Source organism: Hymenobacter terrigena (genome assembly GCF_054776515.1).
The window spans coordinates 821,204-837,852 of sequence record NZ_BAAHBU010000001.1 but is presented as its reverse complement, the minus strand read 5'-3'; the positions used below and the strand labels follow the sequence as shown (position 1 = coordinate 837,852).

13 protein-coding genes, 1 tRNA gene and 1 pseudogene are annotated in these 16,649 nt (G+C 55.8%); 1 reads left to right on the top strand and 14 read right to left on the bottom strand.

Going from position 1 to position 16,649, the window contains the following annotated elements; translation table 11 throughout:
• Positions 1-218: 218 nt before the first annotated feature.
• From ACYU7Q_RS03320 to ACYU7Q_RS03280, 9 genes are all read right to left on the bottom strand, one after another.
• On the bottom strand, positions 219-1,958 hold the full coding sequence (locus ACYU7Q_RS03320; RefSeq protein ID WP_460608005.1) for an AIPR family protein: 1,740 nt from the start codon (positions 1,956-1,958) through the stop codon (positions 219-221).
• A gap of 402 nt (positions 1,959-2,360) precedes the next feature.
• The gene (bshB1, locus tag ACYU7Q_RS03315) at positions 2,361-3,080 is read right to left on the bottom strand and encodes a bacillithiol biosynthesis deacetylase BshB1 (protein WP_460608004.1); all 720 of its coding nucleotides are present in this window, start codon (positions 3,078-3,080) and stop codon (positions 2,361-2,363) included.
• Positions 3,081-3,221: 141 nt separating this feature from the next.
• On the bottom strand, positions 3,222-4,343 hold the full coding sequence (locus ACYU7Q_RS03310) for a peptidoglycan DD-metalloendopeptidase family protein (RefSeq protein ID WP_460608003.1): 1,122 nt from the start codon (positions 4,341-4,343) through the stop codon (positions 3,222-3,224).
• Between the two features lie 155 nt (positions 4,344-4,498).
• Positions 4,499-5,434, bottom strand: coding sequence for a thioredoxin-disulfide reductase (gene trxB / locus ACYU7Q_RS03305; RefSeq protein ID WP_460608001.1), 936 nt, complete (start codon positions 5,432-5,434; stop codon positions 4,499-4,501).
• A 147-nt stretch (positions 5,435-5,581) separates the two neighbouring features.
• Complete coding sequence (locus ACYU7Q_RS03300) at positions 5,582-6,445, bottom strand: sigma-70 family RNA polymerase sigma factor (RefSeq protein WP_035566352.1); 864 nt, start codon at positions 6,443-6,445, stop codon at positions 5,582-5,584.
• A gap of 122 nt (positions 6,446-6,567) precedes the next feature.
• The gene (gene pnp, locus ACYU7Q_RS03295) at positions 6,568-8,739 is read right to left on the bottom strand and encodes a polyribonucleotide nucleotidyltransferase (protein ID WP_460608000.1); all 2,172 of its coding nucleotides are present in this window, start codon (positions 8,737-8,739) and stop codon (positions 6,568-6,570) included.
• A gap of 187 nt (positions 8,740-8,926) precedes the next feature.
• Positions 8,927-9,202 carry a 30S ribosomal protein S15 gene (gene rpsO, locus ACYU7Q_RS03290; RefSeq protein ID WP_168672941.1) on the bottom strand — a complete coding sequence of 92 codons (276 nt, stop codon included), beginning with the start codon at positions 9,200-9,202 and terminating at the stop codon, positions 8,927-8,929.
• Positions 9,203-9,346: 144 nt separating this feature from the next.
• Positions 9,347-10,801 (bottom strand): LptF/LptG family permease, encoded by a 1,455-nt coding sequence (locus ACYU7Q_RS03285; RefSeq protein WP_460607999.1) that lies wholly within the window; start codon positions 10,799-10,801, stop codon positions 9,347-9,349.
• Positions 10,802-10,900: 99 nt separating this feature from the next.
• Complete coding sequence (locus tag ACYU7Q_RS03280; protein WP_460607998.1) at positions 10,901-11,314, bottom strand: START-like domain-containing protein; 414 nt, start codon at positions 11,312-11,314, stop codon at positions 10,901-10,903.
• Positions 11,315-11,445: 131 nt separating this feature from the next.
• On the opposite strand from ACYU7Q_RS03280, the gene ACYU7Q_RS03275 reads away from it, so the two are divergent.
• Positions 11,446-11,519, top strand: a tRNA-Met gene (locus ACYU7Q_RS03275).
• A 184-nt stretch (positions 11,520-11,703) separates the two neighbouring features.
• Here the strand turns inward: ACYU7Q_RS03275 and rplT are convergent.
• From rplT to ACYU7Q_RS03250, 5 genes and pseudogenes are all read right to left on the bottom strand, one after another.
• Positions 11,704-12,048, bottom strand: coding sequence for a 50S ribosomal protein L20 (rplT, locus tag ACYU7Q_RS03270; RefSeq protein ID WP_168672944.1), 345 nt, complete (start codon positions 12,046-12,048; stop codon positions 11,704-11,706).
• Positions 12,049-12,186: 138 nt separating this feature from the next.
• Positions 12,187-12,381, bottom strand: coding sequence for a 50S ribosomal protein L35 (gene rpmI, locus ACYU7Q_RS03265; RefSeq protein WP_046242504.1), 195 nt, complete (start codon positions 12,379-12,381; stop codon positions 12,187-12,189).
• A 195-nt stretch (positions 12,382-12,576) separates the two neighbouring features.
• A pseudogene (infC, locus tag ACYU7Q_RS03260) lies at positions 12,577-13,134 on the bottom strand (translation initiation factor IF-3); the annotation flags it as partial.
• 256 nt (positions 13,135-13,390) lie between these two features.
• The gene (thrS, locus tag ACYU7Q_RS03255) at positions 13,391-15,325 is read right to left on the bottom strand and encodes a threonine--tRNA ligase (RefSeq protein WP_460607997.1); all 1,935 of its coding nucleotides are present in this window, start codon (positions 15,323-15,325) and stop codon (positions 13,391-13,393) included.
• Positions 15,326-15,458: 133 nt separating this feature from the next.
• Complete coding sequence (locus ACYU7Q_RS03250; protein ID WP_460607996.1) at positions 15,459-16,643, bottom strand: tetratricopeptide repeat protein; 1,185 nt, start codon at positions 16,641-16,643, stop codon at positions 15,459-15,461.
• Positions 16,644-16,649 lie beyond the last annotated feature (6 nt).

The window sequence follows — 16,649 nt, the reverse complement described above, 5'->3', positions numbered from 1 at the left end:
GCGGGCTTGGTTATTCCCCGTGCGACGTGTACTTACCCAACCTGGAAAGCACCCTGCCGGAGCTGGAGGCCGCCTACCGCAAAGCCCGCGGAAATAGTGGACGCGGGCCACGGCGGCAAACCAGCCGCAGGGAAACAAGCGCGGCTGCTGGAATGCGAAACCGCCCCGGTCGCAAGTGCGGTCGGGGCGGTTTTTTGTTGGTTAAGCGTCATGTCTGCTTATTTAGCCGCAAGTGTTTTTCTATCTCTGTAGCCTGTCGCAGCATCAATAAGCTTCTCAGTTCTATTGGCTTGTTTAACGTGTTGCTTATCATCCAAATCAAATCCGGTACTATCAAGAAGTTCGGTGGCAATTTTGAAAAAATACAGTGTTTTCTCTTCATTGCTTAGGGTTTTTAATATGGTATCACAATAAGTACCCATAAGTTTAGGACTATTGAGAAAAGGCAAAGAATCTTTAACCACCAATATTCTAAAAATCATCAAGAGATGAAATCTCGCCTTCTTATAGCGGCTATCTATTGCCTTCCTCCTGAATATAGATTCAAGTCTGTAATAAGCTAATGCACTCGTATAGTATGGCACATGAGCATGGTCAGGTTTAAATATCTTTGTTGATTCAGTATTGAGTTTTTTCACAATTGACCCAAAAAAGCTCGTCACCATATGAGGGTCCATTAAAAACATTGCTGAAAATGATTTTATCTGGATTGGAATAGTGATTATTCTAGCCTTTGGAACAGCATTAAGTGTATTATATTGTTTTGCCCTACGCTCGTAATAGAGTTTACCTTCATCGGTAATAGCATTGTAATAGCGCTCTAATCCTCGTTGAAATTCAGTCAAAGCCGCTAGTTGTTCCTTCTTAATGGCAGTTTGGTTATTGGTTGCCAAGGTGATTTGATTCTTTATTTCATCATCACCGGTTACAATCAGCTTGACTGGTATAAACACATTTTTAAGCTCTTCATTGTCACGATTATTAAATAGTACATTACTCGTTTGACAGCCATTGACAATTTGATAATCTTTTACGATAAAATTATCACCCGTGCTACTCAGCCCCCCTGCAACTATAGTTACTCCGTTGTTAAGTACATTGAATAGTGTTGGCTGCTCCCCTTTTATAGTTCGGTCTATTAGAGCATTTACCTCATTATCCTTGCCTTGAAAATCTCTAACATTATCTTCAAAAACATTCTTTAGTTTATCATTCTCATCAACAATAATCTTTTTAAATTCAGCAAAAGGTAGCAAGCCGATGTAAGAAGCAGAAACTCCAGATATACCTGGAATGGTTATTTTCTTTTCAAATGCAATCGTCGCTGTATTCGATTCCTTAGTTTTTCGGTAAAGGTTAGTCAGCTCCTTGGCGCCACAGGGAAACATGCTCACCTTATTAAACAGGTTCTTATCCTCTAAATCCTTAATGTTACTATTTATTACAGCAAGATTATTCTGGTCATTCGTCCAAGTACCAGTGGTGACATAGTACAATTTGAGGTCTGGATTCTTTTTAAAAAATGAGGCTTGGTCATAGATATAAGTTGACAATTCCGCAAACTGTGCAATATCTTCATTTCGAACTAGCTTAGGACTTTCGGAAAAGAAATCCTTAACACCAAACAGAAAAGTGTTGATGTCACTGCTATTGAAGCTAGAAGATGACTTCGCCTGTGTGAGGACATAAGTAACTTCTAAGTATTCATTCGCTTCTAGCAAATCATCTACTTCATCAATGCTCTCAACAATATTTCCATTGACAATAATAGCAATACCATCAATGCCAGTATCATTCCCGCTACCAATAGTAGCAAGTTCTAAATCAAATAACTTGTTGTACTCATTAGATATACATGCATAGTTTACAAGCTTTTCGAAATCCTTTGCTTCACATTCAGATTTCAATTCTTGCGCTCTAAGCAACTCATTAATCAGACTGCTAGTGATTTTGTCCATTTTTTTGACTTAAAATAAGTGAGAATGAAGTGTGAAGCTACTGATGATTCAAAAGAAAATTCATACAGCTTCCCTTCAAAGGTATAGAAACTACTTGCAGCACTGCTCTACCTTCAAAGATTATCAGGGTTCACGGCTACAAGAACATCACTACCAATCAAAAATCACCCCACATACACCCGCTCCCCCTCCACCTGCCGCACCAGGAACATGGCGGCAAGGGTATCGAGCAGGGGCTGGATTTTATTTTTGTTGCTGCCCGCAATGAAAAAGAGGCCGCCACGTACGTGGCGGCCTCCAAAAATATTCTCAGGCCGATGCGCAGCTATCGTTTCAGCGGCTGTCAGCGGAAGCTTTAGCTGCCTGAGCCCCGCCCATCAGGTCCGTTGCAATGGTCAGGAACTACAGCAAGTCGCCCACCTCGCGCACCCCTACTGGTCGCGCCACCGTGAAGCCCTCGCCAAACTCGGCCCCGATGATGTGGCCGAACTCCCGCGCCCGCGCCTCCATAAAACGGGCGAAGGTCTGGCTGGAAAGGTACGTTTGCGGAGCGTCGAGGTCGGGGTTGAAAAACTGGGTTTTGAAGGCCTGGATGGCCGCCCACTTCTTCTCCCAATACGGCGTAATGTCGACCACGAAGGCGGGCGGCAGCTGCCGGTCCTGGATGTAGTGGTACACGTTTTTGGGCCGCCAGGCGGCCTGTGGCAGGCCGTCGTCGCCCAGGGTTTCAATCATGCGAAGGCCCGCCAGAAAACAGGCATCGATGGCCAGCTGGGCCGCCCGGCCGTGGTCGGGGTGGCGGTCATCAATGGCATTGGCCAGCACTACGTCGGGCTGGTAGCGGCGGATAGCAGCAATAAGTGGCAGCTGATGCTCCCGGTCGTTGCGGAAAAAGCCATCGGCCATGCCCAGGTTTTCGCGGATATCAATGCCCAGGATTTTATTTGCGGCGGCCGCTTCCTCCGCCCGAATAGCGGGTGTGCCGCGCGTGCCCAGCTCGCCCCGCGTGAAGTCGACAATGCCCACTTTTTTGCCCACTGCCATGCTGGCCAGCAGCGTACCGGTGCAGGACATTTCTACATCATCGGGATGAGCGCCAAGGGCCAGGATATCGAGTTTCATTGCGGGGAAATTGAATGATATGAAAAAAAGAATGTCATGCTGAACGCAGTCGAAACATCTCTTCCGCAGTAGTAATTATTTACTGTTGCAGTAGAGATGCTTCGACTGCGCTCAGCATGACGGACTATTGTATCTCAGAGGTTACTTAATCCGCAGCTTTTTGCCGGGCTGCAAGGTTCGCACCCCCGGGTTCAGCTTTTTCAGGGTGCTTACGCGCACCCCGTACCGCTCAGCCACCTCCGACATGGTATCGCCGGAGCGCACTTTGTGCGTGACCACCTGCCGGGCGCGGGAAGGCGACCCACCGCGGCTGCCGCTGCTCCGGTGCCCCAGGGCGCGGCTGTAGTAGTTGAATAGTGCCGAGGTGATGGTAAAATTGTCTTTCCGCAGCTTGTAGCCGGGGAAGTCATACATCAGCACCGGGTTGATGGGGTTGCCCTGGTAGCGCACCTCAAAATGCAGGTGCGAGCCCGTGCTGCGCCCCGTGCTGCCACCGTAGCCAATGAGCTGGCCCGCTTTCACGAAGGTACCCACCGTTACCAGCGCCTTGCTCAGGTGACCATACACCGTTTCGAGACCGTTATAATGGCGCACCAGAATGTAGTTGCCGTAGCCGCCGCCGTCCCAGGCCTGAATGCGAACCACGCCGTCGAACACGGTTTTCACCGAGTCGCCGGTTTCCAAATCCAGGTCCATGCCGTAGTGCCAGCGGTAGCCCCGGAAGGCAAAGCCCGAGGTAATGGGCGTAGTCAGGAGCGGCATTTTGGCGTAGCGCTGCCGGGGCGGGTCGGTAAGGTGCAGCTTCAGCGAGTCGCGGTAGCTGCGGCCGTCCACGCGGTACGGATTCACGCGGTGCGTGTCCCAGATGGAATAGTAGCCGGCCACCTTCACCCACGACGAATCAATCAATACTTCTTCCGACATCTCCACGATTTCCTGCCCGCCCTCGTTCAGCGTCGTGGTGTCTTCGCTCACAATGCTGAGCTTCTTGGCCGGGTTGAAATAAATGGATTTCGCGGCGTCGGAGTTGTCGTCGGGGATTTCTTCGGTTTCGATAACCGTAGTAGTGTCGGGCCGTACGTACCGCATCCGGGGCGTTTTGATGCGGAAGAAGTCGGACTTGCCGGTTGTGCTGCCGGCTTTGGTCTTGGTGCGCGCGGCCTTGCGGCGTTGCGCCTGGGCCGGGCTCAGCCCCGCCAGCAGCCAAATCAGCGCCAGCAACAGCAGCGCCGGGCGCCAGTATGTTGTTTTCAGGAAAGTCAAAAGCAGGTTGTTTTTAGACAGTAACAAGCAGCACGTCATGCGAAGCCTGCCGAAGCACCTCTACTGCGAGCGTAATGAATTACTGTGGCGGTAAAGAAAAGATGCTTCGGCAAGCTTCGCATGACGTGCTGTGTTATGACGTTCAGGAAGCAAATTTAGTGTATGCCCATGGCTGCCAGATACCGTTCTGCATCCAGCGCGGCCATGCAGCCGGTGCCGGCAGCCGTCACGGCCTGGCGGTAGGTGTAGTCCTGCACGTCGCCGCAGGCAAACACGCCATCGATGTTGGTCTTGCTGGTGCCGGGGATGGTTTTCAGGTACCCCTGCTCGTCGTGGTGCAGATAAGGTTGGAAAATTTTGGAATTTGGCTCGTGCCCAATGGCCACAAAGAAGCCCGTCAGCGCGATTTCGCGGGTTTCGTGGGTCAGCACGTTTTTCACGCGCACGCCTTCCACCGCGTGCTCACCCAGAATCTCATCCGTCACCGTGTCGAACAGCACCTCAATCTTGGGGTTGTCGAGCACGCGCTGCTGCATGATTTTCGAGGCCTTCATCTCGCTCTTGCGCACAATCATGGTCACCTTGCTGCACAGGTTGGCGAGGTAAGTCGCCTCCTCCGCTGCCGTGTCGCCCGCGCCTACAATGGCCACTTCCTGCCCACGGTAGAAGAAGCCGTCGCACACGGCACAAGCCGAAACGCCCGAGCCATTCAGTTTGGCCTCCGACGGAATACCCAGCCACTTAGCCGAAGCACCCGTGGCAATAATCACGGCATCGGCCGTCAGTTCGGTCGTTTCATCAATCGTGATTTTGCGCGGATGCACCGAGAAATCTACCGCCGTCGCAATACCGTACCGGATATCCGTACCGAAGCGAGTAGCTTGTTTTTTCAGGTCCTCCATCATCTCCGGCCCCATAATTCCGTCCGGATAACCGGGAAAATTCTCCACGTCGTTGGTAATCGTCAACTGACCGCCGGGCTGCAAACCCATGTACATAACGGGGGCCATATTTGCGCGAGCGGCATAAATGGCGGCAGTATAACCAGCCGGCCCGGAGCCGATAATCAGGCATTTGATGTGTTCAGACATTGAATGAGCGGGAAGCTTTAGCTTGCCGTTTTAGAGCTGATTTTCAAAATAAAAGTCTCGCGGCAAGCTGAAGCTTGCCGCACGAGCGGTACAAAAAACCCCAACCTTACAGCCGGGGTTTTTTGCAACAACAAAACTAAGCAGAAGTTAGCCCAGGTAAGGCTTCAGCGCCTTCGAGCGCGACGTGTGCCGCAGACGACGAATCGCCTTCTCTTTAATCTGACGCACCCGCTCACGGGTCAGGTTAAACTTCTCACCGATTTCTTCCAGCGTGAGGGCGGCTTCGCCATTCAGCCCGAAGTAAAGCGTAATTACATCTGCCTCACGCTTGGTGAGCGTGCTCAACGCACGCTGCACTTCCTTGCGGAGCGAGTCGTTCATCAGGGCCATGTCCGGCGATTCCTCGTCCTCGTTTTCGAGCACGTCGAGCAGGCGGTTTTCCTCGCCTTGCACAAACGGCGCATCCACCGATACGTGACGGCCCGAAATCTTCAAGGTGTCTACCACTTCCGAGGTAGTCAACTCCAGCACTTCAGCAATTTCCTCGGGCGAAGGCTCGCGCTCGAATTTCTGCTCCAGCTCCGAGAAGGATTTGCTGATTTTGTTCAGCGAACCCACGCGGTTCAGGGGCAGACGCACGATGCGGCTCTGCTCAGCCAGGGCCTGCAGAATCGACTGGCGAATCCACCAAACGGCGTACGAGATGAATTTAAAACCACGGGTTTCGTCAAAACGCTTAGCCGCTTTGATAAGACCAAGGTTGCCCTCGTTGATGAGGTCACCTAGGCTAAGGCCTTGGTTCTGATACTGTTTTGCTACCGACACTACGAAACGCAGGTTGGCCTTGGTCAATTTTTCCAGCGCCTGCTGGTCCCCGTCGCGGATACGCTGCGCGAGCGTCACCTCCTCGTCGGGCGTGAGCAAATCAACCTTGCCAATCTCCTGGAGGTACTTGTCCAGCGACTGGCTTTCGCGGTTGGTAATCTGCTTACTAATTTTTAGCTGTCTCATTGGGGACTAGGTAAGAACGATATCTGATGGGGTTATACGAAAGAAAAAGCCGTCCGGACAGTCCCCTAAGTCAGAGGTAGCCAACAGGCTTCCGCTGACATTAGTTCGGACTGCCCTCACAACTACGCCTGAGCTTCGCCGTTGCTGGCGGCAGCCGTTTCCGGCTTGGGCAGCAACACCTTGCGCGACAAGCGGTACTTGCCGGTTTTCTTATCGATTTCCACCAGTTTCACGTCGATATCCTGCCCCACTTCCAACAAACCTTCCAGCGTCTGAATCCGCTCGTGCGTCACTTCCGAGATGTGCAGCAGGCCGTCTTTGCCCGGCATAATCTCCACGAAAGCACCGTAGGGCTGAATTGAGCGCACTTTGCCTTTGTACACCTCGCCCACTTCGGGCTGCGCAGCGATGGCGCGGATGCGGTCGATGGCGCCCTGCATGTCCTCCTGGTTGGAGGCGTAGATGCTCACGTGGCCCTTCTCGTCCTTCTCCTCGATAATCACCGTAGCGTTGGTGTCTTTCTGAATCTGCTGAATGACTTTGCCGCCCGGCCCGATTACCGCACCGATGAATTCTTTGTCGATGAGCATCTTGTGCGAGCGCGGCGTGTGAGGCTTCAGCTCGGCCGCCGGAGCGGCAATGGTCTTCGCCATTTCGGCGAGGATGTGCAGGCGGCCGGCGCGGGCCTGGTGCAGCGCGGCGGTCAGAATCTCATTGCTCAGGCCCTGGATTTTGATGTCCATCTGGCAGGCGCAAATGCCTTTCTCCGTGCCGGTCACTTTGAAGTCCATGTCGCCGAGGTGGTCCTCGTCGCCGAGAATATCGCTCAGCACAGCATATTCGCCGGTTTCTTTATCCTGAACCAGACCCATCGCAATGCCCGAAACGGCACCCGTGATTTTCACACCGGCGTCCATCAGCGCCAGCGAGCCGGCGCAAACGGTGGCCATCGAGCTGGAGCCGTTCGACTCCAGAATGTCCGACACAATGCGGATGGTGTAGGGATTTTCCTCTTCGGGGGGCAGCACTTGCTTCAGCGAGCGCAGGGCCAGGTTGCCGTGGCCGATTTCGCGACGGCCAGCGCCCCGGTTTGGCTTCACTTCGCCGGTCGAGAAACCGGGGAAGTTGTAGTGCAACATGAATTTCGAGTAGCCCTTGGCCAGCGGCTGGTCGATGATTTGCTCATCGAGCTTGGTACCGAGCGTGGCCGTGGTCAAGCTCTGGGTTTCGCCGCGGGTGAAAATGGCCGAGCCATGCGCACCGGGCAGGTAGTTGATTTCCGACCAGATGGGACGAATTTCGGTGAGCTGACGGCCGTCGAGACGCACCCGCTCCTTCACCATCATATCACGAATAGCCTTCTTCTCGGCCGAGCTATAGTAGCGGCTGAACATCTTCATGTTCAACTCGGCATCCACGGACAGCAGGTGCTCAAGCACTGCTTTTTTCACTGCCGAAAAGCCTTCCTTGCGGCCGGCTTTGCTGGTGTTGCCGCTGCGGGCCACGTCGTAAGCCCCCTGGTACACGGCGTCGAGAATGGTCTTTTTCAGCTCCTCGTTCTCCTCGTACTTGGGGTACTCGCGGGTCGGCGAATCGGCCGTGCGGCCCACGGCCTCGGCCAACTCCTTTTGCAGCTGGCACTGGGCCTTGATGGCTTCGTGGCCGAAGGCAATGGCCGCCACCATTTCCTCTTCGCTCACTTCCTGCATGGCGCCTTCCACCATGGCCACGGAGTCGGCGGTCGCGCCCACCATCAGGTCCATGTCGGCGCGGGCCAGGTCGGAAGTCTTGGGGTTAATCTGGAACTGGCCGTCGATGCGCGCCACGCGCACTTCGGAAATCGGGCCGGCAAACGGAATGTCGGAAATCGACAGCGCAGCCGAGGCGGCCAGGGCGGCCAGCGCGTCGGGTTGAACTTCTTTATCAGCCGAGATGAGGGTAATCATTACCTGCACCTCGTAGTGGTAGTCTTTGGGGAACATCGGCCGCAGGATGCGGTCGACCAGGCGGCAAATCAGGATTTCGTAGTCGCTCAGGCGGCCTTCGCGGCGCTGAAACGAGCCGGGAATCTTACCGGCCGAGCCGAATTTCTCCTGATAATCCACCGACAGCGGCAGAAAATCAACGCCTTCGCGCTGGCTCGGGGCCGAAACCACCGTGGCGAGCAGCATGGTATCGCCGAGGCGAACCACAACGGCGCCGTCGGCAAATTTGGCCAGCTTGCCGGTTTCGATGGAGATGACGCGGCCGTCGGGCAGCGCCAGGGTTTTGGTAATGGCGTGGGGTTGGGACATCAGCGGGATTTGCTTGGAAAAGCGACAGCGGGCGAGCAGCCAAAAACGAGTACCGCGCACGGCCCTCGTTACTCAGGGGCTCCGATGGGAAAACAGCTTTCCGGGCCGGCCTCGGGGCCAAACCAACCCGAACAAAAAAAGAGTAGGGAACCTTCGTTGGAAGGCTCCCTACTCTCAGATTCTGGACTTACTTACGGATGCCCAGCTCCTTGATGATGGCGCGGTAGCGGTTGATTTCGCGGTGCTGCAGGTAATCCAGCATGCTGCGGCGCTTACCTACGAGCTTGAGGAGGCCCAGGCGGGTGCTGTGGTCCTTCTTGTTCACCTTCAGGTGCTCGGTGAGGTGGGTGATGCGGTGCGTGAAAAGGGCGATTTGCGATTCAGCCGAGCCGGTATCGGTTTTCACTTTCTGCAGGCTGTTCTTCTCGAAGATGGCCTGTTTTGCTTCTGTAGTTAAAATCATCGGTTGATAGGTGTTACCCCGTCTTAGATTTTAGAATGAAAAAAGAAATTTGAGTACCCCACACATTGGGGTGCCGCAAAGGTAAGAAATTTTAAAACAGGATGAAAGTGCGTTGGCGAGATTTGTATGGCTTGTGGCCTGAAATCAGGCGACAACCTCTTCTTTCGGCTCCGTGATTTTGCGCAGCGCCGGAATGCCCAGGCGTTGCGGCAGCCGCCGCCAGAAGTCCAGTTCCAGCAGCCCGGAGTCATTATAAGCTTGGTAGAGAAAGAACAAACCCGCCGGTAGCAGCACCAGGTTCGACATCCACATGCCCACTCCTACCGGCATCACAAACTCGCGCCCGTACTTCTCGCCCATGATGCTGAGCACGTAATAGACGATGAAAAAGAGGATGGAAATAAGAATGGGCACGCCCAGACCGCCTTTTTTGATAATAGAGCCCAGCGGCGCACCAATCAGAAACATCAGCAGCACCGCGACGGATTGCGAGTATTTCCGGTACACTTCAATTCGGAACAGCGCCGAGTTGCGGGCGTAGTCATTCAGCCGCTCGGAGGTAGAACTTGCGAAAGACTGAAGATTGCGGGCCCGGTTAGTAGCCTGTTGAATAATAGGAGCGGTAACGGGCGCCAGTTTTGTCACCGGCACCTGGATGCTTTCGGCCTTTTGGTTGGCCTTGCGGCCGGTGGTATCGAACCGCGCGAAGGTGTAGTACGCATTCATTTGCCGGGGAAGCTGCTTCTGCTCCATGTGCAGCTTCTTCTGCACCGAATCAGTAGCGGAATGCAATTGCGGAATGTTGAGCATCATCCGGTTCTCCTTGAACAAGTCCTCTTTGGTACGGCCTAAGCTGAACGAAGCCAGCGAAAACGTAATGACATTGTGGTCGAACCCCTGGCGCACGAAGCTGGCCCCGGCGCGGTCGCGGGCATCGGGCTGCTCGATGTAGTTGTGCCCGTGAAAGAGTTCCAGGCTCAGGTAACCGCCCCCATGCGTGGTAAACATGCGGCCGGAATCGGCCAGCATCACCGTGGCGTTGCCCGACTTCTGGGTGTGGTCGTAAATCATGACGCCGTGCAGCCGGTCGCCGTTTTCGCCGGTCTTCTTATCTACCTTGATGGTATAGCCGGGAATGCCGCTGTAAAACACGCCTTCGCGGATATCCAGGGCCAGTTTTTGCTGACGCACGTCCCACAGCAGGCTATACGCTTTGAGGTTGGCCTTGGGCACAATGGTTTCATTGAACCAGAACGCGCCGATGGCCAGCCCCGCCGTGAGCAGCAGCACCGGCCGCAGAATGCGCGTGAGCGCAATTCCTGACGCTTTAATGGCCGTTAGTTCGTGGTGCTCGCCCAGGTTGCCGTAAGTCATCAGCGAGGACAGCAGTACGGCCAGCGGCAGCGAAACAGGCACAATGAGCACGCTGAAATAGAACAGCAGTTGCAGCAGCACCCCAGTACCTAAATCCTTGCCGATAATATCGTCCAGATACTTGAGCAAGGTGTGCGTGAGCAGAATAAACTGCACCACCGCGAAGGTGAGCAGAAACGGGCCGGCAAAGGCCTTCAGAATAAGCTTGTCGAGCTTTTTGAGCATGGCAGGTAGCGCTTGGAGGCGCAAAAGAACGCGCCAGCGCAAAAACGAAAGTTCAGGTAAAAAAGTACCTCGGAGATATTTAGAAAAGCATTTGGCCGGTTAGCCGCCTACCTGGTCGCGCAGCTTGGCCACCAGGCTTTCCCACATCTCGTGCTGTTCAGCAGCATCGTGGCCCGCAGAGTAATCCACCACGCGCAGGTAGACTTCATCCGTCACCTGGGAGGAATCGAGGGTAAATTCCAGGAAATTGGCGTCGGGCAACGGCTGGCGGTGGTCGTCGAGGAATACGAAGCGCACGGCCTTGTTGAGGCGCTGGCCCGAAATCTCGGCGTAGTGGTTGTCGTTATCCCAGATAAAATTGAGGCGTTGGCCTTCCACGTAGCGTACATCGTCGCAAAACCACTGCGAAAGGCCCGAGGCCGTAGCCAAGTAAGGAAAAAGAATCTTGGGTGACGCATTAATGGGGAATTCCACCACGAAACGCGTTTTAGTTTGAGTATCAGGCAATGCCATAGGACGAAGATGAAGGAAGCCGAGCGCCGCTGCCGTAAAACAGGCGGAACACAGAAGAAATACAGTATTATTTGGCCCAGCGACTTGTTTCGGGGCCTTTTGCAGCGTTACCTTTGCACCCACAAAAACCCGGCGGGGTAGCTCAGCTGGTTAGAGCACAGGATTCATAACCCTGAGGTCGGCGGTTCGAGCCCGCCTCCCGCTACGTCGAAAACCGTTTCAGTCTGGTACTGGAGCGGTTTTTTTGTTTCCAGTCCTTTTAGGTCAACCAATGGCCCGACTCATCACGGAGCGAAAACAACCCAGCGGGCCAGTCAGCCCCGGCCAAAAACAAGAAAACGCTGAACCCAAGGGCCAGCGTTTTCTTGGTGGATAGCGCGCAGGGACAGTTATTTTGCCTTCTCCACGATGCCTTTGAAGGCTTCGGGGTGGTTGAGAGCCAAATCAGCCAGCACTTTGCGGTTGAGCTCGATGCCAGCCTTCTTCAGGCCGCCCATCAGCTGCGAGTACGACAGGCCGTGCTCACGAGCGCCGGCGTTGATACGCTGAATCCAGAGGGCACGGAATTCGCGCTTCTTTACTTTACGGTCGCGGTAAGCGTAGAGCAGGCCTTTTTCAACGGCATTCTTGGCTACGGTCCACACGTTTTTGCGACGGCCATAGTAGCCTTTCGCCAAACGCATGATTTTCTTACGGCGGTGGCGCGAGGCCACGTGGTTGACACTTCTTGGCATAACCTTGAGAGTTTTTGGCAGCCGGCGACGGGTGAAGGTCTTAAGGCCGGAAGCCTGGTGAAATTTTAAATTATTGGGTGACTTACGGCGTTAAGCTGGACGGGGCAAAAGCCACGCACTCACTAGCAACCAGTAAAATCAGATGTTCAACATCTGGCGCACACGGTTCATGTCGGCGCTGCTCACGAGGCCGGTGTGGGTCAGGCCGCGCTTCTGCTTGGTCGTCTTCTTCGTGAGGATGTGTGATTTGAAGGCGTGCTTCCGCTTCACCTTGCCCGTTCCGGTGAGCGCAAAGCGCTTCTTAGCACCGGATTTCGTCTTTACTTTCGGCATTGTAGTAAGTGTTGGAGGGTTGGTTGTTGATTGTTGATTGCTGACTGACCAAGGGTCGGGAAGCCATCTTCAACCGGGTAAAATCTATTCGGCGGCGTCGGCAGCGGGTGCCGGAGCCGGTTCGGAGGTCTTGTTAGTGGCTTCTGCCGGCTTGGGAGCTTTCGGCTTGGCATCGGCAGCAGGCTTGGCGGCGGGTTTCACTACGGCAGCCGCTTTCGGAGCCAGGTAGAGGAACATGCGCTTGCCTTCGAGCTTGGGCAACTGCTCTACTTTGGCGAGGTCCTCGAGGGCCTGGGCAAACTTGAGCAGCAGGATTTCGCCCCGCTCCTTAAACACGATGCTGCGCCCCACGAAGTGCACGTAGCTCTTGATTTTCGCGCCCTCGCGCAAAAACTCCTGGGCGTGCTTCACCTTGAAAGCGAAGTCGTGCTCGTCGGTGTTGGGACCGAAGCGGATTTCCTTGAGCACGACCTTGGTCTGCTTGGCTTTCAGCTCGCGGGTTTTCTTCTTCTGCTCGTACTTGAATTTCGAGTAGTCGATGACGCGGCAAACGGGCGGCACGGCGGTGGGCGAAATCTCAACGAGGTCGAGGTTTTGTTCCTGCGCCATCTTCCGGGCCTGGTCGGTCGGATAGATGCCTTGTTCGACGTTGTCGCCAACGAGGCGCACTTCGCGAGCAGTGATTTTTTGATTGATTTTGAACGGCTCTTCCACCTGCTGGCGGGGCACGTACCGACGATTCGGAGCTGCTATGGTTTGGTCCTCCTGCTAAAAAAGTGGCGGGGAATGAGATTCTGGGCGGTTTAGGCCGGGTAAGGCCTGGTTATCAGGGGGCAAATATCGGTGTTTTAAATGGGAAAGCCAAGCTGCGTGCCGAAGGAATTTATAGAAGCCTGTTAAATCATTGCTACGCTGAACGTAATGAAGCACCTTATCACGCCTGAACGACTTGTTCTAACGGAATAAGGTGCTTCATCATGTTTAGCATGACAAGCTTGTAATCAGCAGCTTACATTGCATCCACCATCTGGCTCTGCACGCTTTTCACAAACGCCTCCAGCGGCATGGAGCCAAGGTCGCCCTCGCCGTGCTTGCGCACGGAGATGATGTTATCCTGGGCTTCCTTCTCGCCTACGACCAGCAGATAAGGAATCTTACCCATTTCAGCGTCGCGGATTTTGCGGCCGATGCGCTCGTCGCGGCCGTCCACGGTGCCGCGCAGGTCGTGCTGCTCCAGCTGCGCTTTCACCTGGTAGGCGTAGTCGCTGTACTTGTCGGAAATCGGCAGCACGATGAACTGCTCGGGCGTGAGCCAGAGCGGGAAGTTGCCGCCGCAATGCTCGATGAGCACGGCCACGAAGCGCTCCAGCGAGCCGAACGGCGCGCGGTGAATCATCACGGGGCGCTGCTTGGAGTTGTCGGCGGCGGTGTATTCAAGGTCGAAACGCTCGGGTAGGTTGTAGTCGACCTGAATGGTACCCAACTGCCAGCGGCGGCCAATGGCGTCGCGCACCATGAAGTCGAGCTTGGGGCCGTAGAAAGCGGCTTCGCCGTATTCGGTGACGGTGTTGAGGCCTTTTTCGAGGGCAGCTTCCTGGATGGCGCTTTCGGCCTTTTCCCAGTTTTCGTCGGAGCCGATGTACTTGGTTTTGTTCTCGGGGTCGCGCAGGGAAATCTGGGCGGTGAAATCGGGGAAATCGAGGGCTTTGAGCACGTAGAGCACGATGTCAATCACATTCATAAACTCCTCCTTCACCTGGTCGGGGCGGCAGAAAATGTGGGCGTCGTCCTGCGTGAAACCGCGTACGCGGGTGAGGCCGTGCAGCTCGCCCGACTGCTCGTAGCGGTACACGGTGCCGAATTCGGCGAGGCGAACGGGCAGGTCGCGGTAGCTGCGGGGCTCGGTTTTATAGATTTCGCAGTGGTGCGGGCAGTTCATCGGCTTGAGGAAGAATTCCTCGCCGGGGTTAGGCGTTTTGATGGGCTGGAACGAGTCAGCGCCGTACTTTTCGTAGTGGCCGCTAGTCACGTATAACTCTTTGGCGCCGATGTGGGGCGTTACGACGGGCGAGTAGCCGGCCTTCACCTGGGCTTTGCGCAGGAACTGCTCAAGACGCTCGCGCAGGGCGGTGCCTTTGGGCAGCCACAAGGGCAGCCCCGCTCCTACTTTCTCCGAGAAAGCGAACAACTTCAGCTCTTTGCCCAGCTTGCGGTGGTCGCGGCGCTTGGCTTCTTCGAGGCGTTCGAGGTACTCGGCAAGGTCCTTGGCTTTGGGGAAAGTGATGCCGTAGAGGCGCGTGAGCTGCTTGTTTTTCTCATCGCCACGCCAGTAGGCCCCGGCCACGTTCATCAGCTTGGCCGCCTTGATGATGCCGGTGTCGGGGATATGCGGGCCGCGGCAGAGGTCGGTGAAGCCGCCTTGCGTATAGAAGGTGATGTTGCCGTCTTCAAGGTTTTCGAGCAGCTCCAGCTTGTAGGGGTCTTGCTTTTCGGTGAAGTAGGCAATGGCGTCGGCTTTCGAAACTTCCTTACGCTCGTACCGGCTCTTGTTTTTGGCCAGCTCCAGCATCTTCTTCTCGATTTCGGGAAAGTCTTCGCTGCTAATGCTGCGGCCTTCACCGAGGTCGACGTCGTAATAGAAGCCGTTTTCAATGGCCGGGCCGATGGCCAGCTTCACGCCGGGGTACAGCGCTTCGAGCGCTTCGGCCATGAGGTGAGCCGAAGAGTGCCAGTAGGTGGACTTGCCGGCGGTGTCGTTCCAGGTGAGGATGCTGACGGTGGCGTTGTCAGGTAGGGAGCGGTGGAGGTCGCGCACGTCGCCGTTCACGGTGACGGCGAGGGCATTGCGCGCAAGGCCTTCGGAGATGCTGGCGGCAACGTCGTAGCCGGTAGCGCCGTCGGGCAGCTGGCGATGGGAGCCGTCGGGGAGAGTGATATTGAGCATAATACTAAGTAAAAAGTCCCCGCTTGGGGCAGGCAAGGCGCAAGTTAGCACTTGTGCCGGGAGGGGCGGTATTTTTTTCGGGCAAAGTGCGCACAGCAAACCCCAGTACTTGCTTCCGAAGCTGGTTTTCGAGCTATTGCTTGCCCGTCATTGAATTCAGGGGCGAAACCGGCGCAATGGGCTCGATGCGGGGCCTAGCCACGGGGCGGCGGTAGTAATAGCGTGGAGTAGTGCGCAGGCTATCAGGCAGCGAGGCTTGCACTGCCCCGTTCATCTTCCAGACCTTGAAGGTCCAATGCGGGTTGCCGGGATTCTCCGCCACCAACAAACGGTATTGGGCCAAAGCCTCAGGCAGGCGGTTTTGGGTTTCGAGGGCCTCGGCCAGCAGGGCGCGGGCTTCGGGCAGGCGCGGGTTGCGGCGCAGGGCGCGGGTGAGGTGCTGGATGACGGCAACGGGCTGTCGGGCTTTGGCAGCGGCCAGGCCCAGGCGATAATCGGCCCGGTACACGGTGGTATCGAGGGCCAGGGCACGGCGGTAGTACCACAGGGCGCTATCGGGGCGGCCTTGCAATTCCAGCTGGCGGCCGTAGTCGTAGCGCAGCAGGCCGGAAGTCGTGTCGAGCTTCATCCCGAGCGCGGCGTAGCGGGCCGCCTCGGCGGGAATGCGCCAAGCATTCAGCAGGAAAGCTAATTGGTGCAGGATTTCGGGCTCGCGGGGGCTGCGGGCCAAGGCATCCTGCAAATACTGCACGGCCGTGCTGGTATCGGCGGTGGCAGCGTAGGCCAGGCCCTTGTAGAAAAGGGCGGCGGGCTGGTCGGGGTCGAGGCGCAGGGTGCGGTCGAGGTTATCGAGGGCGGCGGGGTAATTGCGGGCGGCCAAGTGGGTTTCGCCCACAAAAAGCGGCAGTTCGGGGCCAGAGAAACCCCGGTCGGCGGCCTGGCGGGCGGCGGCCAACGCAGCGGGCAATTGGCCGAGCGCGCGGTAGGCTTTGGCTTGAATGAAGTATAGATTACCGTCGGAATCGTCTATTTCCAAAGCAGCGGCCACGTCGGTAAGGGCGGCGGTGGGCTGGCCGGCGGCGAGGCGCAGGGTGGCGCGGCGGGCCAGTAGCGCCGTATTGCGGGGTTCGCGGGCAATGGCCCCGTTAAGTTCGTCGGCCTGTACGCGGGGGCCGCTTTGCACAGTGGCAAGGTTTACCAGCGTATCGGGCTGTTCGGAGGGCGCGGACTGGCAGGCTGCCACGACCAGGCTCAAACAGCCCACCAGCGGCAGCCAACGCGAAGAAAACCGTACCGAAACCGAGAAGCGCATGGTCATGTAAAT